Origin of the sequence: Halobaculum roseum, from assembly GCF_019880245.1 — an archaeon.
Classification (GTDB): domain Archaea; phylum Halobacteriota; class Halobacteria; order Halobacteriales; family Haloferacaceae; genus Halobaculum; species Halobaculum roseum.
Map to the genome: position 1 here is coordinate 35991 of NZ_CP082286.1, position 23268 is coordinate 59258.

Annotated in this window: 22 protein-coding genes; 15 read left to right on the forward strand and 7 right to left on the reverse strand. The window is 67.4% G+C overall.

All coding sequences use genetic code 11. From position 1 onward, the window contains the following. Positions 1–253 precede the first annotated feature (253 nt). Complete coding sequence (locus K6T36_RS00175) at positions 254–775, forward strand: hypothetical protein (protein WP_222922060.1); 522 nt, start codon at positions 254–256, stop codon at positions 773–775. A 116-nt stretch (positions 776–891) separates the two neighbouring features. On the opposite strand, the gene K6T36_RS00180 is transcribed toward K6T36_RS00175, so the two are convergent. Together K6T36_RS00180 and K6T36_RS00185 are read right to left on the reverse strand one after the other, a co-directional pair. After that, the gene (locus K6T36_RS00180) at positions 892–1881 is read right to left on the reverse strand and encodes a PhzF family phenazine biosynthesis protein (RefSeq protein WP_222922061.1); all 990 of its coding nucleotides are present in this window, start codon (positions 1879–1881) and stop codon (positions 892–894) included. A 144-nt stretch (positions 1882–2025) separates the two neighbouring features. Next, positions 2026–2541 (reverse strand): nucleoside deaminase, encoded by a 516-nt coding sequence (locus K6T36_RS00185; RefSeq protein ID WP_222922062.1) that lies wholly within the window; start codon positions 2539–2541, stop codon positions 2026–2028. Positions 2542–2752: 211 nt separating this feature from the next. Between K6T36_RS00185 and K6T36_RS00190 the strand changes: the two genes are divergently transcribed. After that, complete coding sequence (locus K6T36_RS00190; protein WP_222922063.1) at positions 2753–3250, forward strand: LabA-like NYN domain-containing protein; 498 nt, start codon at positions 2753–2755, stop codon at positions 3248–3250. Then, the gene (locus tag K6T36_RS00195; RefSeq protein WP_222922064.1) at positions 3247–3720 is read left to right on the forward strand and encodes a PUA domain-containing protein; all 474 of its coding nucleotides are present in this window, start codon (positions 3247–3249) and stop codon (positions 3718–3720) included. Before K6T36_RS00190 ends, K6T36_RS00195 begins: the two co-directional genes overlap by 4 nt. 172 nt (positions 3721–3892) lie before the next feature. On the opposite strand, the gene K6T36_RS00200 is transcribed toward K6T36_RS00195, so the two are convergent. Both K6T36_RS00200 and K6T36_RS00205 read right to left on the reverse strand, forming a co-directional pair. After that, a complete protein-coding gene (locus K6T36_RS00200; RefSeq protein WP_222922065.1) occupies positions 3893–4753 on the reverse strand; it encodes a presenilin family intramembrane aspartyl protease PSH in 861 nt (286 codons plus the stop codon). Beyond that, complete coding sequence (locus K6T36_RS00205) at positions 4750–5673, reverse strand: presenilin family intramembrane aspartyl protease PSH (RefSeq protein ID WP_222922066.1); 924 nt, start codon at positions 5671–5673, stop codon at positions 4750–4752. The genes K6T36_RS00200 and K6T36_RS00205 overlap by 4 nt, the downstream gene beginning before the upstream one ends. Before the next feature lie 288 nt (positions 5674–5961). On the opposite strand from K6T36_RS00205, the gene K6T36_RS00210 reads away from it, so the two are divergent. The 5 genes from K6T36_RS00210 to K6T36_RS00230 all read left to right on the forward strand — a co-directional run bounded on the left by K6T36_RS00210 (position 5962) and on the right by K6T36_RS00230 (position 12853). After that, positions 5962–6288: a DUF7518 family protein gene (locus tag K6T36_RS00210; RefSeq protein ID WP_222922067.1), complete on the forward strand. Its 327-nt coding sequence runs from the start codon at positions 5962–5964 to the stop codon at positions 6286–6288. An 83-nt stretch (positions 6289–6371) separates the two neighbouring features. Next, the gene (gene smc / locus K6T36_RS00215; protein ID WP_222922068.1) at positions 6372–9959 is read left to right on the forward strand and encodes a chromosome segregation protein SMC; all 3588 of its coding nucleotides are present in this window, start codon (positions 6372–6374) and stop codon (positions 9957–9959) included. Further along, positions 9916–10812: a segregation/condensation protein A gene (locus K6T36_RS00220; RefSeq protein WP_390182291.1), complete on the forward strand. Its 897-nt coding sequence runs from the start codon at positions 9916–9918 to the stop codon at positions 10810–10812. Before smc ends, K6T36_RS00220 begins: the two co-directional genes overlap by 44 nt. Positions 10813–11195: 383 nt before the next feature. Continuing rightward, positions 11196–12017, forward strand: a complete 822-nt coding sequence (locus tag K6T36_RS00225; RefSeq protein WP_222922070.1) for an AAC(3) family N-acetyltransferase — start codon at positions 11196–11198, stop codon at positions 12015–12017. 185 nt (positions 12018–12202) lie between these two features. Next, on the forward strand, positions 12203–12853 hold the full coding sequence (locus tag K6T36_RS00230) for a DsbA family protein (protein WP_222922071.1): 651 nt from the start codon (positions 12203–12205) through the stop codon (positions 12851–12853). 188 nt (positions 12854–13041) lie between these two features. Here the strand turns inward: K6T36_RS00230 and K6T36_RS00235 are convergent, their stop codons facing one another. Continuing rightward, positions 13042–14514, reverse strand: coding sequence for a hypothetical protein (locus K6T36_RS00235; protein ID WP_222922072.1), 1473 nt, complete (start codon positions 14512–14514; stop codon positions 13042–13044). Positions 14515–14617: 103 nt separating this feature from the next. On the opposite strand from K6T36_RS00235, the gene K6T36_RS00240 reads away from it, so the two are divergent. From K6T36_RS00240 to K6T36_RS00265, 6 genes are all read left to right on the forward strand, one after another. Next, positions 14618–15853 (forward strand): outer membrane protein assembly factor BamB family protein, encoded by a 1236-nt coding sequence (locus K6T36_RS00240; protein WP_222922073.1) that lies wholly within the window; start codon positions 14618–14620, stop codon positions 15851–15853. Between the two features lie 531 nt (positions 15854–16384). Next, positions 16385–16600, forward strand: a complete 216-nt coding sequence (locus K6T36_RS00245; protein WP_222922074.1) for a hypothetical protein — start codon at positions 16385–16387, stop codon at positions 16598–16600. 408 nt (positions 16601–17008) lie between these two features. After that, the gene (epsC, locus tag K6T36_RS00250) at positions 17009–17881 is read left to right on the forward strand and encodes a serine O-acetyltransferase EpsC (RefSeq protein WP_222922075.1); all 873 of its coding nucleotides are present in this window, start codon (positions 17009–17011) and stop codon (positions 17879–17881) included. A gap of 184 nt (positions 17882–18065) precedes the next feature. Continuing rightward, positions 18066–18467: a nuclear transport factor 2 family protein gene (locus K6T36_RS00255; RefSeq protein WP_222922076.1), complete on the forward strand. Its 402-nt coding sequence runs from the start codon at positions 18066–18068 to the stop codon at positions 18465–18467. Positions 18468–18703: 236 nt separating this feature from the next. Next, positions 18704–19501 carry a helix-turn-helix transcriptional regulator gene (locus K6T36_RS00260; protein ID WP_222922077.1) on the forward strand — a complete coding sequence of 266 codons (798 nt, stop codon included), beginning with the start codon at positions 18704–18706 and terminating at the stop codon, positions 19499–19501. Positions 19502–19611: 110 nt separating this feature from the next. Continuing rightward, complete coding sequence (locus K6T36_RS00265; RefSeq protein WP_222922078.1) at positions 19612–19920, forward strand: hypothetical protein; 309 nt, start codon at positions 19612–19614, stop codon at positions 19918–19920. 235 nt (positions 19921–20155) lie between these two features. Here K6T36_RS00265 and K6T36_RS00270 read toward each other — a convergent pair whose 3' ends face one another. Together K6T36_RS00270 and mtnP are read right to left on the reverse strand one after the other, a co-directional pair. Then, the gene (locus K6T36_RS00270) at positions 20156–20653 is read right to left on the reverse strand and encodes a hypothetical protein (protein WP_222922079.1); all 498 of its coding nucleotides are present in this window, start codon (positions 20651–20653) and stop codon (positions 20156–20158) included. 256 nt (positions 20654–20909) lie between these two features. Then, positions 20910–21788: an S-methyl-5'-thioadenosine phosphorylase gene (mtnP, locus tag K6T36_RS00275; protein ID WP_222922080.1), complete on the reverse strand. Its 879-nt coding sequence runs from the start codon at positions 21786–21788 to the stop codon at positions 20910–20912. Between the two features lie 167 nt (positions 21789–21955). Between mtnP and K6T36_RS00280 the strand changes: the two genes are divergently transcribed. Next, a complete protein-coding gene (locus K6T36_RS00280; RefSeq protein ID WP_222922081.1) occupies positions 21956–23263 on the forward strand; it encodes a 5'-deoxyadenosine deaminase in 1308 nt (435 codons plus the stop codon). Positions 23264–23268: the final 5 nt, after the last annotated feature.

Genomic DNA, 23268 nt, shown 5'->3' on the forward strand with positions numbered 1-23268 from the left:
TATCGACCGACGCAACGGAGCGAAAGTCTATACTCGGTTCTGAGTACTTCTCGACGGATCTCGCGGCGTTTCGCGAACGCCCGGACCTGACGCCGTCTCGGCGGTATTGGCGTTCGCCTCGTCGACGCCGGCATCGGGGACGGTGCCGCCCGAACGACCTGCGGACCCCCGGAACGTCGTGACATCTCCAACGAACGGCGTGACCTCCCGAACGAACCGCGGGGTTTTCGACGGGTCGTTCCCGAGAGGGAGTGTGAGCGAGAGCACGGAGCCCGGAGCACCCGACGACGGGCCGCCCGAGGAACCGTACCTCGCGGCGGCGGCCGCCGACCGCTGGGACGTGCTCCGGTACGAGGAGGAGCCGGAGCCGGTCCACCGCGTCGTCCCCGCCGGCGCCGGCTCCGAGGTCGTCACCACCTACAGGCGCCGGGCGCGCTCCCGTCGTCGCCTCGTCCTCGCGCTCGTTCCGGTCGCGGCCGTCGGGTTGCCCGCCGCGGGCTGGCTCCTCGGCGGAACGCTCGGGATCGCGGTCGGCGCCCTCCTCGCGGCGGTCACGGCCGCGATCATCGTGCGCCGTCACGTCGCCGAGGACGACGACGGGATGACCGACGTGCCCGAGGTCGTGGACGCCAGCGCGGACGCCGCGACCGCACGCGCGTACGGGCTGGAGAACGAGGCGACGATCGCCGACGCCGAGGCGTACCTCGACGCGAAGCCCGACGCGGAACCCGACCGTTCGCCCGAGGATGCGCTGGAGGCGGCACAGGGGCGATAATCTCTCCGAATAGTTGCTACGTCTTGCGAATTTCTCAAAAAGACTGTTTCTATCGATAACCGCAAGACGGCAAGCGGATTCGGAGGGTACTCGGGAGTTCGGTTGTCTCGTGTGACTCAGACTTCGATGATCTCGTCGTCGTCGCTCTCGGGAACCCGGATCCGCCCCTCGAAGGCGGTGACCGCGTCGCCGCCGACGACCGGCGCGCCCCCGACGCCGGCGCCGGCGCGCACCCGGACGAGGCCCGGACGATCGACGTAATGGCCCTGCTCGAACACCATCTCGGCGGGCGTTCCCGCGTCGCCCGCGTCGCCGTCGGCACCCGGGACGTTGCTCGTGTCGCCGCCGCTGAACGCGGCGAAGTGGTCGAGGTACGCGCCGCAGGCACCGCTCGCGGTTCCCGTCACCGGGTCCTCGTCGATGCCGCTGCCCGGGACGAAACACCTCCCGTGGACGGTGGAGTCGGCGCCGAGCGCGTCGAACGTGAACGCGTATACGCCGGCGGCGTCATGCTCGTCCGCCAGCGCCGCGACCGCGTCGAAGTCCGGCGACATGTCGCCGAGGTGTTCGAGGAAGTTCACCGGGACGACGAGGAACGGCAGCCCGGCGGTGGCGTACGCGACGGGGAGTGCGGCGCCCACGTCGCGGAACGCCTCCGGAGTGACGCCGAGCACGTCGCCGAGGCGGTCGTAGTCCACCTCGACCTCGTACACCGTCGGCGGGTTCTGCGTCATCCAGACGCGCCCGTCGTCGGTCACCTCGATCTCGATGACGCCGACGTTCGTCTCCAGCGAGTGCGTGCCGGCGTCGATCGCGCCCGTCTCGAACAGCCGGGCGTGGGCCGCGATCGTCGCGTGCCCGCACAGGTCGATCTCCGTCGTCGGCGTGAAGTAGCGGACGCGTCGGTCGGCCTCGCTCGACGGCCGAACGAACGCCGTCTCGCTGGCGCCCAGCTCGTTGGCGATCGCGCCCATCTGTTCGTCGTCGAGCCCGTCCGCGTCGGCGACGACGCCCGCCGCGTTGCCGGCCATCGGCTCGGTCGTGAACGCGTCGACGAGCGCGGCCTCGCGGCGCGCGTCGCCGGACCCACCGTCGGATTCGGTCATGCACGCGTCTCCGGGCGGCCGCGACAAAACACCCCGTGGTTCCGCGGTCGCCGCGTCCTCTCACGCGACCGTGGACCGCCAGACTGCAGGCGACTTGTTCGCCCTCGTCAGTCTCCGATCCGGACCGCAGTCGGGCGGTCTCGATCAGTCCAGGGTTCCCGACGCGCCGCCGAGATCCAGATGGACGGCGTCGCCCTCATCGGGGAGAACCGGGCCGGCGGCGACCACGTCGCTGCCGAGGCGCTCGTACACCTCCGCGGAGGGGAGACACGAGTCCGCGCCGTACAGTTCGGCGCCGCGCTCGGCGGACGTGGAGTGGACGACCGCGCCGAGACCGACGTGGGCGATGCCCCCCGCGCACATCGGACACGGCTCGGTGCTGGTGTACATGACCAGATCCCGCCGCTGGGCGGGCGAGAACTCGCGCGCGGCGCGGTGTGCGAGCGTCAACTCGGGGTGGCGTCGCACGTCGTTCTCCGTGTTGACGGCGTTGCGCTCGGTCATCGTGATCTCGTCGGTGGACGCACGCACGAGCACGGACCCGTACGGGTCGTCGCCGCGCTCGGCGGCGCCGCGGGCCAACTCGATCGCCTCGCGCACGTGGTCCTCGTGGCTGAGGTCGGCGAAGCGGTCCGGCAGGGCTTCGAACGAGGATGCCATACCCGAGAATGGTCGCCGATCGAGGTGTAGCTGTCGGCGACGCGTCGGCCGGGCGCCACGTCGGGTGTCCGACAGACGCGGCGATCGAACGGCTCCGATTCGGGGAACAGTCGGGCGATTCTGCGGCATGGATACGGCCGAGTCGGGCGACGCCACGGGCGCGCGAGTCGCGCCCCGACACGACTAAACGGCGCGTCCGACACGGTCAGGTATGACCGAGATCCACGAGGGGCAGCGGGTGGCCGTGTTGGCCGACTCGCAGAACCTCTATCACTCCGCACAGAGCGTGTACTCGCGCAACGTCGACTACTCGAAGATGTTGGAGAAGGCCGTGATGGGCCGTCAACTCACGCGGGCGATCGCGTACGTCATCCGCGCGGACTCGCCCGACGAGGAGTCGTTCTTCGAGGCGCTTCGCGACATCGGCTTCGAGACGAAGATCAAGGAGATCAAGACGTTCGGCGACGGCTCGAAGAAGGCCGACTGGGACGTGGGGATCAGCCTCGACGCCGTGACGCTCGCGGACCACGTCGACACCGTCGTCCTGTGCACCGGCGACGCCGACTTCTCGCGGCTCTGTTCGCATCTGCGTCACGAGGGCGTCCGCGTCGAGGTCGTCGCCTTCGAGGAGTCCGCCGCGGCCGACCTGAAGGCTGCGGCCGACTCGTTCGTCGACATGAGCGAGCGCGAGGACACGTTCCTGCTATGAGCGGCGACGCGACCCTCGACGATCTCCGAACGGTCGCCGACTACCAGTTCGGCGCCGACGCGGGGGCCGCGCTGTTTCCGGTCGACGAGGACGTGACGGTCCGGCGGTCGACCAGCGGCCGCCCGCGACAGGTCACCTGCGACGCCGGGCGGATCGTCTCCTACCGGACGGACGGCCGGTTCACCCTCGGCGTCGAGGGCGGCCGTCGGCTCCGATCCGTACTGCCGCACCCCGAATACAGCGTCGTCGTCGGCGACGAGTCGGCGCCGTTCGTGCGCGACGGGAAGAACGTCTTCGCGAAGTTCGTGAGCGAGGTCGGGGACGCGGTCCGCCCGCGCGACGAGGTCGTCGTCGTCCACGAGGACGGCGCCGTGCTCGGCGTCGGCCGGGCGGAGCTGGCCGCGGCGGAGATGCACGACTTCTCGACGGGAATGGCGGTGAAAGTACGGTCGGGCGCCGGCCCGGAGTGACCTGCGCCCGGAGACGGGTTCCCGCGTTCCCCTCTCGGGGACGTAGTGGCGACCCAAGCACGCGGGTCTCCCGCGTCCGCGGCTGAGGACAGAGTCGGAATAAATGTGTCGGCGGATCGCCCGACTGCGGACCGATTCGGAGACGGTGACCCCGGCACGGCTCGGGCCGCTGTCACGCGATCAGGAGCGCCAGCCAGCCGACGAGCGCGCCGCCGTTGACGAACGGGAGCCCGGCATGGACGCCGCGGACGCGGTGGACGAACACCTGTAGCGCCGCGAGGCCGACGAGCGACCCGAGAAGCGGCGCGGCCGCGGCGAGCGTCCCCGGAGCGGCGACCCCGACACTCGCGGTCAACATCGCCGGGAACAGCGCGTCGCCGGCGCCGAGCAGCGTCGCCGCGGGCGTCCCGCCGCCGGTGACGGTCGCGTTCGCGTCGTCGTACCGCTCGTCGGTCGGGACGACGAACATCGACGGCACCCGGAGCTCGGCGCTCGCGTCGGCCATGTCGAGCATGTGGCCCGAGCCGTACACCGCGTAGGCGTCGTAGCCGGCAGCGAGCACCAGCGCCCCGGCGGCGTACGCCGGATCGAGGCTGGCGCCGAACAGCGCGGCGCCGCCGGCGACGCCGACGACCGCGACCGCGTTGCGGACGGCGGGACGGGGGAGGCGCCACGCGAGCAGCGTTCCGACCGCCGCCGCGACGGCGCCGGCGACGGGGCCGACGAACGCGGAGACGGTGAACCACTGGGCGGCGCCCAGCGACACGAGCATCACCCCGCGCACGAGCCGGCGACCGGCCCCGTACCGGACGACCGCCAGCGAGAGGACGGTGCCGACCGCGAGGCCCAGGACCAGCGGGACGAGCGCGTCGCCGCCGCTCCCGTAGCTGACGCCCGACCCGTCGAGCCGCGGGGCCGCCGCGAGCGCGAGCAGTTGGACCGCGAGAAACAGCGCGCCGACGCCGAGGGCGCCGCGGACGCGCGGATCCCGGACGGCGGCAGTCAGTCGCCCGGCGTCCGACCGGCGCCTCACAGGTACTGCGCCAACCCGAGCGCCTGGACCAGCGGGACGCCGGCGACGAGCGAGCCGACCAGGTAGCCGCCGATGGCGCCGCCGTTCAACAGCGGGAGTCCCGCGTGCGGGCGGCCCTTCAGTACCATCCGCAGGAGGACGGCGAGGCCGACGAACGTCCCGACGATGGCGAGCAGCGTCGGCAGCCCCATCGCGGGAACGACCGGGAGCCCGAACGCGGGGGCGGGCGACCAGAAGGCCGCCGAGGCGGCCATCACCGCGGGCATCACCGCGTCGCCGAGGCCGATGAAGAACACGTCGCGCTCGTCCTCGTCGGTTCCCTCGGTGGCGCCCTCGGTCGACCCCTCCGCGAGCAGGGAGTACGACCACTCAAGCGGAATGACGAGCACGACGGGGATGTTGAGATCGAGCACGCCCTCCGCGAGGTCGAGCATGTGCTCGGTGCCGTACACCGAGATGGCGTCGTACACCGCGAGCACCGTCAGGAGCACGATCGCCGGCAGGAGGCCGAAGGAGATGCCGAACAGGCCGGCCGCGCCGGCACCCATGAGCGCGCCGGCGGCGTCGATGACGTACCATTCGGGGTACGCCAACAGCGCGACGGCGACGAGCCCGGCGGCGGCGACGGCGGCGAACCCGGGGAGGAACACCGAGAAGACGTACCACGAGAGCATCCCGGAGGAGGCGACGATGACGAGCCGGACCGCCCAGTCGAAGTCGTACTTGAACGCCGCGAGCATCAGCGCCGTGACCACGAGGATCGCCCCGAGGTACAGCGCGGAGTTGGTCGGGTTCTGCGGGTCCTCGACCGTCTGGTAGCCGGCCGCCTCGAACGTGGGCGCCAGCGAGACGGCGCCGACGTGGACGACGAGGAACAACAGCCCCGCGAGGAGGACGCCGCGGACTGCGCGAGCCTTCATTGCCCGCCGGTAGGGGTGGCCCGCGTTTGGTGGTTGTGGTTGCGGGCGAGGGGGGACGCCGGTCCGACCGGCCGTTCGCAAACGCGACCGCCTCTGTCCGCTGGGCGCGCTCGGACGCCGGGCGCGCCGCCGTACGGGATTCAATATAGCGTACACCGATTTACGAACGGCGGCGGTCGAACCGACGGGAGAAGTGTTCGATCGTTCGATTTCGGGCGATACGGGCAGCCTCGCGGGTCATCCATCTGTCTGACGCGGGTTTATACGGATGGACGGCCGTGCCCGTGTATGGGAAATCGGGTCGAGGATCTCGAGGCGCAGGTTGCTGAGCTTCAGGCGGCGGTCGACGGACTGACCGAGGAGCTGGTGGAGGCGAAAGAACGCATCTCGCAGCTGGAGAGCGCGACCGAGGTGGAGGAGGAGTCGACCACGAGCCGGAACCCGAACGCGGAGTTCGTACCCAACGAGTCGGCGACGAACGCCGCCGCGGAGGACGAAGCCGTGATGGCCGACGACGAGAGCGACGCGCAGAAGGCCGCACGCGGCAGCGACGGCGAGGCGGCCGAGGAGTCGGACTCCTCGGACGACGACTCCGACGACATCATCGTCGCGTAACCGCCCCGGTCGCGTACTCGACCTCGCCGGCGTCGCCGAACCGCGGCGGCGCGGCGGGTACCACACCACCGTTCCACTCACGCATGCACATCACGGAACTCGTACTGGACAACTTCAAGAGCTTCGGGCGCCGGACGCGGATCCCCTTCTACGAGGACTTCACGGTCATCACGGGCCCGAACGGCTCGGGCAAGTCGAACATCATCGACGGGGTGTTGTTCGCGCTGGGGCTCGCGCGTACGCGCGGCATCCGCGCGGAGAAGCTCACGGACCTCATCTACAACCCCGGCTTCGAGGACGGCGAGGGCCCCTCGGGCGAACGCGAGGCGAGCGTCGAGGTCGTCCTCGACAACTCCGACGGGAAGCTGGACCGGTCACAGGTCGTCAGCGCCGCCGGCAGCGACGACATCGGCGACGCCGAGGAGATCACCATCAAGCGCCGGGTGAAGGAGACCGACGACAACTACTACTCGTATTACTACCTCAACGGACGCTCGGTCAACCTCTCGGACATCCAGGACCTGCTCGCGCAGGCCGGCGTCACCCCGGAGGGGTACAACGTCGTCATGCAGGGCGACGTGACGGACATCATCAACATGACGCCCCACGAGCGCCGTGGGATCATCGACGAGATCGCCGGCGTCGCCGAGTTCGACGCCAAGAAGGAGGACGCCTTCGGCGAACTGGAGACCGTCGAGGAACGCATCGACGAGGCCGACCTCCGCATCGAGGAGAAGGAAGAGCGGCTCGACCAGCTGGCCGACGAGCGCGAGACGGCCCTCCAGTATCAGGACCTGCGCGACGAGAAGGAGGAGTACGAGGGGTATCTGAAGGCCGCCGAGCTCGAGGACAAACGCGAGGACCTCGACGGCACCCGCGAGTCGATGGAGCGGCGCGAGGACGAACTCGAGGAGCTGCGCGCCGAACTCGACGAGCGGCAGGCGCGCGTCGACGACCTCGAGGCCGACCTCGACGAGATCAACCGCGAGATCGAGCGGAAGGGCGAGGACGAGCAGATCGCCATCAAGTCAGAGATCGAGGAGATCAAAGGCGAGGTCTCGCGGCTGGAGGGGAAGATCGAGAACCAGGAGGAGCGCGTCGAGGAGGCGGAGACGGAGCGGCGCGACGCGTTCGTCGCCATCGACAAGAAGAGCGAGGAGATCGACGAGCTCGAGTCGGATATCCGCGAGACGAAAGTCGAGAAGGCGAACCTGAAGTCGACGCTCACGTCGAAACAGACCGAGCTGGCCGAGGTCCAATCCGAGATCGACAGCGTCGACACCGAGTTCGACGAGCTGAAGGCCGAACTGGCCGACAGGAAGGAGACGCTGGAGGAGCTTCGCGCCGAGAAGAACGAGCTCCAGCGCGAGAAGGACCGGCTGCTCGACGACGCGCGCCGGCGGTCGAACGAGATCGGCGACGTGGAAGACGAGATCCAGGAGACGCGCGAGGCGATCCCCGACCTGAAGGAACGCGTCTCGAACCTCCACTCGGAGCTCGACAAGGCCGAGAAGAACAAGGCCAACATCGACGGCGTCATCGAGGACTTACGCGGCGAGAAGGCGGAGTACCAGGAGGAACTCGACGAGGTCGAGGAGGACATCCGCGAGAAGCAACAGGAGTACTCCCAACTCGAGGCGCGGGCGGGCGACTCCGGCGACACGTCGTGGCCGCGGGCGGTGACGACGATCACGAACGCCGAGTTCTCGGGCGTCCACGGCCCCGTGGGCGAGCTGGCGTCGGTCCCCGGCGAGTACGCGAAGGCCTGTGAGACCGCCGCGGGCGGCCGGCTCGCGAACGTCGTCGTCGACGACGACGGCGTCGGCTCCGACTGCATCGACTACCTGAAGCAGCGCAACGCCGGGCGCGCGACGTTCCTCCCGATCACGAAGATGGACGACCGCGGGCTCCCGTCGCTGCCGAACGACCCCGGCGTCGTCGACTTCGCGCGCAACCTCGTCGACTACGACGGCCGGTACGAGCCGATCTTCTCGTACGTGCTCGGGTCGACGCTGGTCGTCGAGGACATGGAGACCGCCCGGCACCTGATGGGCAACTACCGGATGGTCACCCTCGACGGCGACCTCGTCGAGAAGTCCGGCGCGATGACCGGCGGCTCCGGCGGCGGCTCCCGGTACTCCTTCTCGAAGTCCGGGAAGGGGAAGCTCGAACGCGTCGCCGAGGAGATCCACGAGCTGGAGGACGAGCGCCAGCGGATCAAATCCGAGATCGCCGACATCGACGGCGACCTGGAGGACGCCCGCTCGCGCGCCTCCGACGCCGCCGAGAAGGTGCGCGACATCGAGTCCGACATCGAGCGCGCCGAGGAGAAGCTCGGATCGAAGGAGGAGCGCATCGACGAGTTGGGGGACCGACTCGACGAGCTGCGCGAGGAGCGCGAGTCCGTCGACGAGGAGATGACCGAACTCGACGGGGAGATCGACGCCGCCGACGAGGAGATCGAGACCGTCGAGGCCGACATCGAGGAGCTGGAGTCCGAGCTGGCCGACTCGAAGATCCCGGAGCTGTCGGCGAAGGCCGACGACATCCGCGCGGAGATCGACGACCTCGAGGAGCGGATGGACGACCTCGACGGCGAGTTGAACCAGCTCCAACTGGAGAAGCAGTACGCCGAGGACGCCGTCGACGACCACCACGAAACCGTCGAGGAGGCGCAGTCGAAGAAGGCGGACGCCGAGGAGCGGATCGACGAGTTCGAGGAGCGGATCGCCGAGAAGGAGTCGACCCTGGAGGAGAAGCGCGACGCCATCGCCGAACTGGAGGACGAGCTCGCGGACCTCAAGGAGGAGCGGGAGTCCGTCAAGGAGTCGTTCCGCGAGGCGAAGTCCGCCCGCGACGAACAGGAAACCGAGGTCGAACGCGTCGTCTCGAAGCTGGAGTCGCTGCGCGAGACCGCAGAGCGCCTGGAGTGGGAGATCGACTCCCTGGAGGAGCAGGTCGGCAGCTACGACCCCGAGGAGATCCCCGACCACGACACCGTCGAGTCGGAGATCGACCGCCTCCAGTCGGAGATGGAGGCGCTGGAGCCGGTCAACATGCTCGCGATCGACGAGTACGACGACGTGCAGTCGGACCTGGACGACCTCCAGGAGCGCCGGGACGTGCTCGTCGAGGAGCGCGAGGCGATCGAGGAGCGCATCGACCGGTTCGAGTCCCAGAAGAAGGCGACGTTCATGGACGCCTTCGAGGCGATCGACGAGCAGTTCACAGACATCTTCCAACGGCTCTCCGCGGGGACCGGCGAGTTGGTGCTGGAGGACTCCGAGGACCCCTTCGAGGGCGGGCTGACGATGAAGGCCCAGCCGGCGGACAAGCCCGTCCAGCGCCTCGACGCGATGTCGGGCGGGGAGAAGTCGCTGACGGCGCTGGCGTTCATCTTCGCCATTCAGCGGCACAACCCCGCGCCCTTTTACGCGCTCGACGAGGTCGACGCCTTCCTCGACGCGGTCAACGCCGAGCGCGTCGGCGAGATGGTCCACGACCTCGCCGGCGACGCGCAGTTCGTCGTCGTCAGCCACCGCTCGGCGCTGCTGGAGCGCTCCGAGCGCGCGATCGGCGTGACGATGCAGTCGGACAACGTCTCGGCCGTCACGGGCATCCAGTTGGGTGACGACGGGGAGCCGATGCCGGAGGCGAGCGCCGATGATTGAGGCGCCCGGCGACGCGGGGATCGCCCCGCCCGGCGAGACGGACGACGACGAGGTCGAGCCGGTCGAGCTGCTCGTCAACCTCGCCGAGGAGGGAGAGATCGACCCCTGGGACATCGACGTGGTCGAGGTGACCGACGCGTTCCTCGACCGGCTCGACGAGGCGGACCTCCGGACGGGCGGACGGGCACTCTTCTACGCGAGCGTCCTGCTTCGGATGAAGTCCGACGACATGCTCGCCGCGGACGACGACGAGGACCCGGAGGACGGCCTCGAACCCTGGGAGCGGGCCTTCGAGGGCGACGGCGCGATGGTCGACGACGCGCCGATCGACGACGGGTTCGACCCCGTGAACGCGCTCGAGGAGGAGATGGACCGGCGGCTGGAGCGCAAGAGCACCCGCGGCTCGCCCGAGACGCTCGACGAACTCGTCCGGGAGCTGCGGGAGGCCGAGCGCGGCACGTGGTGGAAGGAGTCGCGCCAGTACGACACCAGCGAGTCGCCGAAGGGGTTCTCCCGCGGCACGCAGACGCTGGAGTACCACGGCGCCGACGACCTCCGACGCGAGGGCGAACCCGGCGAATCCGACGTGACCGGGACCACCCACGAGGAGGACATCGAGGCGGTCATCGACGACGTGCGCGCCGCGTTGCACCCGCAGTACGAGCGCGGGCGCGCGGAGGTGCTGTTCAGGGAGATCGCCGACACCGGTAGCACCGCGGTGATGACGTACCTCGCGCTGCTGTTTCTGGCGCACCGCGGCGAGATCACGCTGGAGCAGGACGACCTCTTCGGCGATCTGTGGGTTCGCGACGCCGGCGTCGCCGCCGCCGGCGACGAGGCGATCGCGGACTGACGACGGAGGGCGGACCGTCAGCCGCAGCGGATACCGTTTGTGGCCCTGTCGGACCCTCAGCGAATCGGACGGATCTCTGTCGTCCCGCGTTCACGGCCCGATCCGTCCCCGTCAGTCGGCGTCGAATTCGTGCATCGTGATCGAGCTTCGAGCGTTGTGTCGGCGATTGCGAATGCACTTCCCGTCGGGCGCCGGGTCGTAGGTCACTTCGAGCGAGGCGACGAGTGGACTCCATGCCGAGCGCTGAACCGCGGCTACGGCTGCATCGGATCACCGTAGACTCACCTTGTCGCAAACGAACACATGCAGTTGATAATAACTGGCTAAACGGGGGTCCGTCGTAAGTCAGTTATAACATTACGTTCGCGTCGTCTGGCGATCGTGTGACGCTGACAGAGCGGTCAGTCCGTGAGATCCAGCGGTGGTCGACAGTCGGGAGACGACTGTACACGAACCGGGTCGCCGAGCGCGTGAGGGACACGTCAGCCTCGTCGTTCCCGTTCGCCGAGTTCCGATCGATCCTGAGTGAGTACGACGACCCGGTCGTCTTCGTCCACATCGGACTGAGCGACGTGAACGCCGCCTTCGCCGGATGCCCCTACGAACGACTGTGTTCGGCGTTGACAGCGGAGTTCGAGAGCGTGTTGGTTCCCGGTTTCACCCCGAGCTTCCGGGAGTCCGGCGTGTATCACAAGGAGTACTCCCGGCCGCAGGTGGGGACGTTCCCCGTCCTCTTCATGGACGACGCCGAGTACCGCACGAACGACGCGTTACACTCGATCCAGGTCGCCGGCGGGTATCGGTTCGACGGGTGTACCCACCAGAACACGTTCGGACCCGACGGGTGTTACGCACGGCTCGACGAGGACAACGTCCTGATCGCGAACATCGGGACGAACAGACTCGTGTCCACTCAGTTCCACTATATTTCCCTTCGGGACGATCCGCCGTATCAGACCACGGACACGCACTCCGGCGTGATCTATTACGACGAGTCAACCCATCAGCGTGTGACCCAAACGAACGACACGTTCGAGTCCATCTACACCTGGAACCGGTGGAAGATCGAGCGCTACCTCGACGAACAGGGAGTCTTGGACGATCGGACCAGAAACGGGCTGAAACTTTCGTTCGCGAGGGCCGGGGACATGCGCGAGGCGCTCGAGCCGAAGCTCGAACGGGACCCCTACTACATGGTCACCTGAGGGGGGGTGTCCGGCGGTGACCCACCGACCGATTCGACGGCGGTAGCTGTCGGACAGGGCGGCTAGATCGGGCGAGTCAACGATCCCGCACCGGCGACGTCCGGCCCGTCTGAGGGACCGTTCCGGGGGACGAATTCGACGGACGCACCACAATCGAGTTAGGCGGTAGCTCTCGAGATCGATCTATGAGTTCCCCGATACCGATCACTCGTCGTCGAACGCTGTCCGCGATCGGGGCCGCATCGGTCGGGAGCGTCGCTGGGTGCCTCGGCGGCGGTTCCGCGAGCGACAACACGGTCCAGTCGCTCTCGCGCCCCGTCCACGGGGACGGCGAAGCGGCGGTGACCGTCGCGGTCTTCGAGGACTTCGCGTGTCCCCATTGCCGGACGTTCGCCACGCAGGTGTATCCCGAGATCGAGACGACCTACATCGAGGAGGGAGTCGTCCGATACGAGCACTACGACTTCCCGATCCCTGTCGACGACCGATGGTCGTGGCGCGCGCCGATCGCCGCCCGCGCGGTCCAAGACTCCGCGGGGACGGCGGCGTTCTTCGAGTTCGTCGAGACGCTGTTCGCCGACGGATGGTCCGACGGCCGTCACCAGTATAGCGACGACTTAGTCGGCGAAATCGCCGGCGACGTGGGGGCCGACGCCGACACCGTTCGCCGGGCCGCGGCGGACGGGCGGTACCGGCCCGTCGTCGAGGCGGACAGGGAAACCGGAACCGAGCGCGGCGTCAGCGGGACCCCCGCGGTGTTCGTCGACGGGACACCGATAGAGGAACCGACGTATTCCGCGATCGAGTCGGCGGTCGAGGACGCACGGGAAGCGTAGATCTCCGACGGAGGTTCCCGCTCCACCGTGACGGTGGATCCCTCCTCACCGGTACCGGCGGACCGCACGCACGAGGACGCACGCGAACGCGTCTCTCGACGAGTCCGCGAGACCGTCCGAACGTATTCGATCCGTGGATATGCCGGCGAACGTCCCTCGGGCCGTCCGTCGAATCAGTTGGCGTCCGATCAGCCGAACGTGACGACCGGTCGCGAGACGATCCACAGCGACACCACCGTGTACGCGACCGTCACGACGAGCAGGGGCGCGTGACCGGCGAGCGTGTGGTCCGGGTAGCGCCGACTCGCGACCGCGTGGGCGGCGATCACCGCGAACAGATGGCCCACGACAACCAACACGACCTGGCTCGCCCAGAACGCCGGGAGGGGGAGCCACGCGAGCGGGTCGACCGACCCGACCCCGATGCCGAACGGTTCGAGGACCAGCGGGACGAGTTGCCCCAGCGACGCCGCGACGTACGGGTAGTTGTGCGCGACCTCGTAGGCGGCCGCGATCGGGACGAGCGTCGGTGCGAACGCTCGCGCCGCGGAGACGGTCGACTCGGTCGCGACACCGCCGTCCGTCGAGGCCGCGGCCGAGCCGTCGCGACTCGTGCCGACTCGCGCGGCGACTCCGACGACCGCGAGGAACGCTCCGACGAACGCCCCGAACCCGACGACGAACACCAGGAGGCTGCCCTCGGGGCCGACGGCGGCGGTCGCGCGGAGCACGTCGAGCAGCGTCCGGAACTCCGGGGTGTTGGTGAAGCCGTCGAAGCTGACGACGTACACGGTCGCGACGATCAACAGGACCGTCGATCCGTTCGCCGCCGGCTGCAGCGTCCCTGTCCACGGCGTCCGCAACCGGTATCCTGCGTCATCGGTGCCCCCCTCAACTCGACGAACGGGCGCGACGCGCGCGAGGATCCGGTAGAAGGCGCCGACGAAGTCCCCACGGTCGAACCACTCGCGGCCGAAACAGACGCCGCCGACGAGCATGACCGCGGCGTACGCGAGCACGAGCGCCGCGGTCCCGCGGGGGTCGCGCGGGGCGCTCGTCAGCGTCGCGAGGACGCCGATCCCGAGGAGGAACCCGACGAATGCGACTCCGTCGGCAACGCGGTCGGGGACACGGCCGACGACTCGGATCTCCTCGCCTTCCAGTCCGCAGAGGCCGTCGTAGACGGTCCGCCACGGCGAGAGCGTCGGCCAGACGGTTCCCCCCAGCGTCGCGACCAGCGCGAGGCCACGCAGCCACAGTGACCAGACGACGATCGTTACGGCGTTCTCGGCGGCGGAGGTCGGCCCGACGAGTCCGTGGGCGAGCGCGCCGGCGAATGCGACAAGGAACCCGACACGAAGCGTCGCTCGCAGCGCCGGCGGGGGGGAAGGAAGGCGAACGGCCTTCAGCGACCGGGCGATCGAAGACGCTCGCAGGTCCGGCACGACTCCGCCGGATCGCTCGGCGAGCGCGAGCACGAGACCGGAAAAGAGCACCGTCGCGGCGGCTCCACCGAACAGCAGCAGCGGGGGGATCGGCGCCTCGTACCGCGTCGCGCCGACGTTGTGCGCGGAGACGGAACCGCTCGCGGTCGCGAGCACCGTCGCTACGACGGCGATAGCGGTGACGAGACGGATCCGATCGTGCCGTCGCGGACGCATCGGTGTCGTCTCGGAGCCTCCGCCGCAAAACGGGATTGGTTCGGCCGTCGAACGGCGGGCGGCAGTGGGGTGACTTATTCGCCCTCGGCTCCCGCTAGCGTCTATGCGCGGTCGGACCGTGGTGGCGCTGGCGGCCGTTCTCCTCGTGTTAGTCGGCGGCGTCGTCGCGGTGACGCTCGGCGGCACCGCGGGAGACGTGTCCGAACGGTGGGTCAGCGACACCGGGACGAGCATCGGCGCGAACCACCACGCCGTCGCCGCCGCACGGATCGGCGACGGCGGGCTCGTGTACGCGCCGGTGAGCGGCAGCAGCGACACCGACGAGTGTCGCCTGGCGGCGCTACACGCCTCGAACGGGACGGCGACGTGGAACGTCCCCGTACCGGCCGAGCACTGCACGATCCACGCCGTCGCCGACCCCGCGGTCGCCGATTTCGACGGCGACGGCGTCCGCGAGGTGCTCGCGTCGTCGACCAACGAGGAGCTGCGGGCGTTCCATCCGACGACCGGCGACGAGGAGCTGTCGGTGCCGCTGTCGGAGTACGGCTATACGCGGCCGGCTGTCGTCGACCTCGACGGCGATGGTACCGCCGAGGTGGTCGTCGTTGACGTCGACGGGAGCGTGTTCTCGTATGCGGCGAACGGGACGCTCCAGTGGCGGCAGAACCTGTCGGGAACGACGTATGCCCCGCCGGTCGTCGGTGACCTCACCGGTGACGGGACCAGCGAGTTCGGCGTCGCCCTCGGAACGAGCACGGTCGCAGTGTTCGACGCCCGCGGCGAGCGTGTCTGGGAGCGCGAGGCGTTCGGCGAGTCCGTCGGGTGGACCGCGAGCGCGGACCTCGACGACGACGGGTCCGCCGAGTTCGTCGTCGCCACGACCGCCGGCACGGTCGCCGCGTTCGACGGAGCGACGGGCGAGGTGATCTGGAGGCGCTCCATCGGACCGTTCGCCGCGGTCCACGCGATCGGCGACGGCGACGACGACGGTGACCCGGAAGTGTACGCGACGAACCGGGCCGCCGAGTTGCGCGCGCTCGATGGGGGGACGGGGACAGTCGAGTGGGAGACGACGCTGACGAACGAACGCGTCCAAATGACCCCGCCGCCGTCGCTTGGCGATGTCGACGGCGACGGCGATAGCGAGTTGGTCGCCCCCACGAACGACGGGCTCGTCAGCGTCGTGGACTCGGAGGACGGGTCCGTCGTCGGGACCTACGAACGCGAGGGTTCGATCTACACGCACGCGACACTCGCGGATACGGACGACGACGGTGCGGCGGAGGTGTACGTCATGTACGGTGACGGGAGAGTTGTGGCTCTCCAGGTCAGCGGTTGAGCCGCTCGGTGATCGCCGTTCATGGCGTCATGGGTCGTGCGTTCTGACTGCTCACGGAACTCGAGTATTTCTCGTACTGCGAAACGGCCGGACCAGCCATGCGCTCGGGTCCGGTGAACCGCTCGCTCCGCTCGCGGATACTATCCCCGCAGTAGTCACCTTTCGGTCGCTCCGCGAGAATCCGCTTGAGGGTAGTAGAGAGCCGGTCGACGGCAGAGAGTGGATCCGTGAACGAGTCTACGCTACCCCCTGCCGCTCTTCTTCGAGTCGTTGGCACCCGACGACCAACGAATCGGGAAGTCTACTCGCACGTGACTGCACGGTGCTGATGACGCTTGCGACCTCGTCGAACCGTGGCCCACGAGTAGCGGTGGAGTGCTCTTGCGACCACTCGATGAACGATTGGCACGAGTCACTTACCAGTCGTCCCGTGCGAGATGGTCTGGAAGGCGCTGGCGAGTCGGCCGGTGCTGAATACAGGTGTTGTCGATCCCAGAACGGTTTTTCTCCGCGGGCGACGAACGTTCCCCGATGCCGAACTATCCGGCACAGGCGGCACTCATAGAAGCCCTCCGCGACTGGCGCCGTCACGTCGTCGCTCTCGCCGGTGTGGCATTGGCGTTCGGGGTTGCGTCCTCGCTCGGTTCGAACGTGGCGTACTACACTGCGGCGTTGATCACGTTTACCATCTGGATGGCTTGGTTCGTCCTGACCGCCGTCGAGGTGATACGTCTCGCGGATCTCTGATTCGGTTGGTGCCTTCGATAGAGCCCGTGGTCGATACGTGCGTCCCACCCACCTTTTGCTGCGCTCGGAGCCTTCGGCCCCTCGCTGGCAAAAGCTGGAGCAAAAGCACTGCGTCACCCCCTCAGCGCGGCTTCGCCGCGCTTCGAGGGTTCCTTGGCCCGCTCGCTCACTTCGTTCGCTCGCGGTGAGTAGCTCACCTGTATTCAGCACGCTCTCGAAGACTCATCCGGACTCGGAGACAATCGTCCTGCTGAATATAGAGGATGACTGCAGTATGGTACTTCAGGGCGACCGAGGTGGTTCCGAAATTCGGAACGGGGAGTGGACGACCTACCGGAACCATCGAAGGGATCTCACGGGGACGAAGGAGGTGAAATACTTTACTCGGAAGCGCCAACACCTATATAAATGGGGTACGAGTACACGGGCGACGCCCACGGGGCGCTCGTCGACTCCTATCGAGCGGATGAATCGCCCTTCCCGACGGACACTTCGCGGGGGTATCCTCGCCGCGATTTTCTGCGTGCCGAACCACTCCTGCTCAAGCAGCTCCTGTTCCCCCGGTGCTGGAACGCGACGGAACTGGTAGACGACCCTGCCGAAACTCGTAGCCGCTTGACCAGGCTCGGGACGTGCATCCAGAACGGCATTACGGCCTATTCGGATCGCGACGCGGACGACCTGACCGAGACCGTCGACAGGACGCTCGACCGAATGCCGACAATTCGAAGCGTCCTCAAGCGAGACGTCGAGGCCGCATACAAGGGCGATCCCGCGGCGAAGAGTTACTGTGAGATCATTCGGTCGTATCCAGGGTTCCATGCCATCCTGACCCACCGGATCGCGCACGTCCTCTACGAGGAGGGCCACTTCGAATACGCACGCGAACTCGCCGAGTATTCGAAGACTGAGACGGGAATCGACATCCACCCCGGTGCGGAGATCGGCGAACGGTTCTTCATCGATCACGGGACCGGGGTCGTCATCGGCGAGACGGCTACGGTCGGTGACTGGGTCCGAATCTACCAGAACGTGACGCTGGGCGCACTCCACTTCGAGGAGGAAGAGGACGAACGCCACATGCTGACGAAGGACTACAAGCGCCATCCCGACATCGGCGACCACGTCGTTATCGGGGCCGGAAGCAGCGTACTCGGGGCGGTAGATATCGGCGACCATGTGAGCATCGGGGCGAATTCCTGGGTAACAGACGATGTCCCGAACGAGACCAGCGTCTTCATCTCTAATCACCCCGATCAGGAGCGAAAACCGAACGGGTAACTGGCGGCTGACTACTCAGAGATCACCGAACTGAAGCGTACGATGTGAAAGTCGATATCGAAGACGCTGGCGAGACCGTTCGAACCCAGATATATCCGATTACTCCGCCCGGTCACTATTCTGCTGTGAACTGGCGGCAACGCTTATCGTTTCAATTATTCAATACTAGTTCCGGTGAGGGACAATGGCGTCTCAACAACGAACGAACGTCGAGATCGTCCGCGAAGGATACGAGGCGTTCAACGAGGGAGACTTTGAAACGGCGATGGAACGGTTCGACGACGACATCGAATGGATCTGCCCCGATGGTATCCGCTACGGTGGGACCTACCACGGCCCCGAGGAAGTGGGCGGATTCTTCGAGCGCGTCACCTCGGATATCGACGGCCTGCAGCTCGACATCGACCGCTTCATCGATGGCGGGGACACCGTCGTCGTCGTCGGGAAGACGCGGGGAACGGCCAGCGAGACAGGTGAGACTCTCGAGTATCCGTTCGCCCATGTCCTGGACCTGGAGGACGGCCGAATGACCCGGTTTCAGGAGTATCCCGACACTGCCCAAATGGAACAGGCTCTCGGACCGTAACTCGCCATCGAGCCGTGGTCGGCCTGTTCGGGCGTACACTCGTGCAGCGGTTCCCCGTCTTTGCGTTTTGGAATCTCTCGGACACTGTACACAGCGCCGCTGGAGCCGTCGATCAACCCCTCCTCAGCGTAATTGGTGGATGATCCCGAATTCCCGTGGCCCTAGGAGGGACCAATCTAGATCCCCTCTGTTGGTTCGACGAAATCGCCATATGGATTGTTAACGTATGTCACACCATGAGCGATCCACTCGACCAGATTCAGTATCTCGTGCTGTCGAAAAACCGCGTGCGGGTGCTCGAATACTTGAGCGAAGCGCCAGCCGATCGCGAGGAACTCAGCGAGCAACTGGATATCCCCCGATCAACGCTCAGCCGAGTGCTCGCCGGCTTGGAAGCACAAAACTGGATCGCACAACACGGTTCGGATTGCAACAGTACGCCGTTGGGCGCGGTCCTCGCCGACGAGTTCACATCGCTCAAGGAGGCCGTTGAGACGATGCAACACCTCGAAGACGTGATCGACTATCTACCGATGAACGAGACCGATTTCGAGCTGAACCGGCTCCGCGACGCGACGATCGCGACGCCGACCCAAACCGATCCGGGTGCTCCGGTCCGACGAGCTCGGGAACTGTTACACGAAGCCGACGAGTTCCGGTTTCTCACCAACACGGTAGTGTCCCCCCTCGTAGAGACCCTCCGGGAGCAAACCGTCCAGGGGGAGCTCACTCTCGTCGGCGTGATAACCGGGGACCTCCTCGATGCCGTCAGTGACTCGCCAGAGTTCCGCGAACGGACACGGGAAATGATCGAATCGGGGAGCGCCGAGTTCTATCGCTACGACGGCAGCGTTTCGCAGACGCTTGGGGTCGCGGACGAAACGGTGGCGCTGATTACGCAGATCGATCGGGATGGGAACCAGCGTGCTCAGATCGAAACCGATGACCGGTTCGTGTGTTCGTGGGTCATGTCGAGGATCGAGGAGCATCGCCGTGAGGCCGAGCAAATACGCGCCACCACCCTCGCGGAGTGATGGCGTCCTGTTCCGGGTGCGTGTCCACGGCGTGAACTGAATCCACCAAGTGGAATCGTTGCAGCGGGAATCGTTACCGTCTGACCCGCGCTACTCCTCGCTGGGCACTCATGCCGACCTACGAAGTCACCTATACGTTCGATGGTCACTACACAGGGACGCCGACAGAGGTGATCGAACGGTCCTTCGAAACACTTGCCGACCTGCAGGCCCGAACGAACGAAATCACGCACCTCGGTGGGACAGTCACGCTCAGTGCAGACGGGACGATATCCGAAGGCACATCCCGGTATGCTGCGCCGACGGAAGGCCATGTGGGCTGGCTCGCCGTCCGTGCACGCCTCCCGATTGGCGGCATTCGCCGGGTCGAGTCCCCGAGTACTGACCCGAACCGTGTCGCGGGAGAGGTCACGATCTGAGAGAGCGCACGCCCACATGATAGCGACCCACGTACCTGGGGGGATACTCCAGTGAGCACCGAACCGAAACTGTGACAGGGAGCGATACTGATAGCCGCCACTGGATGTGGGATCGTCGGGTACGGATCGACGGTCCTGTACACCGCCTACGTGGGACCGAATTCGAGCTGGGTGTGGACACCCTCGGTGGCGTCACGAGAACGGATCTCGAAGCGAACAACCCGGAGATGCTTCATTATCGCTGTTGAACTGAAATCGAGGAGCTCGAAACGGCATCGGCAGTCGTCGTCTCGTTTTCTCGTAGCCGGTACCGCAGGGTGATCTCCCAATGTTTCTCGAACTCCGGCGCCGGCTCGCCGGTTTGTCCGTGTGGAGGGCTATCCGCGTTCGTCGCTGAAACGGAGACCGCGATCTCTTCCGTTCCGAGGTCCTGATCGGTAACGACGAAATCGGCGTCTGCGTCGGGGGCGTCGTACACGTGGTCGGGGAACGTAGCGTCGTCCAACGTTCCAGCCACCTGAATACGGAACGCGGACTCTATGCAGGCAGGGAGAGTCGGGATCACCCTCGGCTCCCCGTCGGTCCCGGACAGCGTGTAGAGATCCCAGCTGTAATCAGTGAACTCCTCACGGATCTGCTCGCCGAAGTCGACCGTCCGCTGATACTCCGGCGGCTCCGGATCCTCTCCCGGCAAGTCGATCTCGATCTTCGGTTCAGATCGGTCATCTGTCATACTGGACGGATACCAGTTCAGAGTTCAAAGAAGGTTAGCAAATATTGTCCATTTGATACTTGTTTGCTTGGCAACGTTCCGTTCCATGTCCTCCCCGTCGGCTGACTCACGACTCGTTGAACCGAAGCGTGACACGCTCCTGGAGGTGTTCTCTCCGAGTCGTCGCTTCGCTCGTGAATCCGTCCGGACGGCTCGGCACACAGACCCCGCCGTCGCCGTCCGAGGCGCTCGCCCCGCTCGCCCCGCTCGCGCCTCGCTACTCGTCCAGGTACTCGTCGACGAACAGCCCGACGCGCTCGCGCGTCTCCTGGGGGACGGCCTCGGCGGGCGTGTTGATCGTCCCCTCGAGCGACCCGTGGGCCTCGCAGTCCATGTCGTCGGGGAAGGTTCGAACGGCCTCCTCGACGGTCTCTTTGATCGCCTCCTCGTTGGCGGCGGCGTTCTCCAGCACCTCCTCCAGGGTGACCTCGGCGTCCTGCTTCCACACGTCGTAGTCGGTGACGCCGGCGATCGTCGCGTACGCCATCTCGGCCTCGCGGGCGAGCTTCGCCTCGGGGATCGCGGTCATCCCCACGAGGTCCCAGCCCTGGCTCTTGTAGAACTCCGACTCGGCCTTCGTGGAGTACTGCGGCCCCTCGATGCAGACGTAGGTTCCCTCGTCGACGACATCGGAGTCGGAGTCCAGGGTGTCGAGCGCGCGCTCGGCGGCTCCGGCCAGATGGTCGGCGAGCTTCGGGGAGTACGGCCGCGTGAACGGCTGATGGACGACGATCCCGTCGCCGAAGAACGAGAGGTCGCGATGCTTCGTTCGGTCGTAGATCTGGTCGGGGATGACGATCGTCTGCGGGGGAAGCTCCTCCTTCAGGGATCCGACGGCGTTGCTGGCGATGACGTACTCGACGCCGGCCTGCTTCAGCGCGTGGATATTGGCCTTGTACGGCAGGTCCGTGGGCGAACGCTGGTGGTCGGGGCCGTGACGGGGCAGGAACACGACCTCGCGGCCGGTGTCCCCGAACTCGCCGATCTCGAGGTCCGCGGAGGGTTCGCCGAAGGGGGTCGTAACCGACTCGGTGCGCGTGTTCCGCAGCGGAAGCGCTTCGTAAATGCCGCTGCCGCCGATGAAGCCGATGGTCATTCGTGATTCACGGTTCCGGCGGTTCCGGCTAAAGGGATGTGGATCCGATCGGGACCGGGGGATCCGACCCGAACCGGGGGATCGGACCGGAGTCGACCGCCCGGGGGGACCGCCCCGACCACGGATCCACACGTCTTTGTACGACGACGCGGGAGAACAGTCGGATCATGCTACTCGCGGGAACCGTCGTCGCCGACCCCGAAACCGTCGTGGAGGACGGCGCGGTCGTCGTCGAGGACGACACGATCGTCGCCGTCGGCGACGACGCCGACCTCCGGGATCGCTACCCCGGGCACGAGCGACGCGAGTTCGGGATCGTCGCGCCCGGCACCGTCGGCGCGCACGTCCACTCCGTGCAGTCGCTCGGACGGGGGATCGCCGACGACGCCGCCCTCCTCGACTGGCTGGAGGACCACGTGCTCCCGATGGAGGCCGGCCTCGGCCCCGACGGGATGCGACTCGCGGCCGAGTTGGGCTATCTGGAGTGCATCGAATCGGGCGTCACCACGGTGATCGACCACCTGTCGGTCCACCACGCCGAGGAGGCGCTGGAGGCGGCGGTCGAGTCGGGTATCCGCGCTCGCGCCGGGAAGGTGCTGATGGACACGAACGCCCCGGACGGGCTGCGCCAGGACACCGAGCGGGCGCTCGCCGAGTCCGAGGGACTCATCTGGACGTACCACGGCGCCGACGACGGCCGGATCCGCTACGCCGTCACGCCGCGCTTCGCCGTCACCTGCACCGACGAATGTCTGCGCGGGTGTCGCGAGTTGGCGGACGCCTACGACGGCGTTCGCATTCACACCCACGCCTCCGAGAACACCGACGAGATCGCCGTCGTCGAGGAGCGCACCGGCAAGCGCAACGTCGAATACCTGCACGAGGTCGGCCTCACTGGCGAGGACGTGATCCTCGCACACTGCGTCCACACCGACGAACGCGAGCGCGAGATCATCGCCGAGACGGGCACGCACGTGACGCACTGTCCGTCCTCGAACATGAAGCTCGCCTCCGGGATCGCGCCCGTCGAGGACTACCTCGCGCGCGGCGTGAACGTCGCCCTCGGCAACGACGGCCCGCCGTGTAACAACACGCTCGACCCGTTCACCGAACTCAAGCAGGCGAGCCTGCTCGCGAAGGTCGACGCGCTCGACCCGACCGCCGTCGACGCCGAGACGGTCCTCCGGATGGCGACGGTGAACGGCGCGCGGGCCGCGGGCTTCGAGCGCGTCGGCGCGCTCCGGGAGGGGTGGCGCGCGGACGTGCTCGGCATCGACACCGACCTGACGCGGGCGACGCCGATCCACGACCCCGTGGGCCACCTCGTGTTCGCGGCCCACGGCGACGACGTGGCGTTCACGATGGTCGACGGCGCGGTGCTGTACGACGGGGCCGACGGCGGTCACCGAACCCTCGACGCCGAGCGGATCCGCCGGGAGGCGAACGCCTTCGACGTGCCCGGCGTCGACGCGTGAGACGA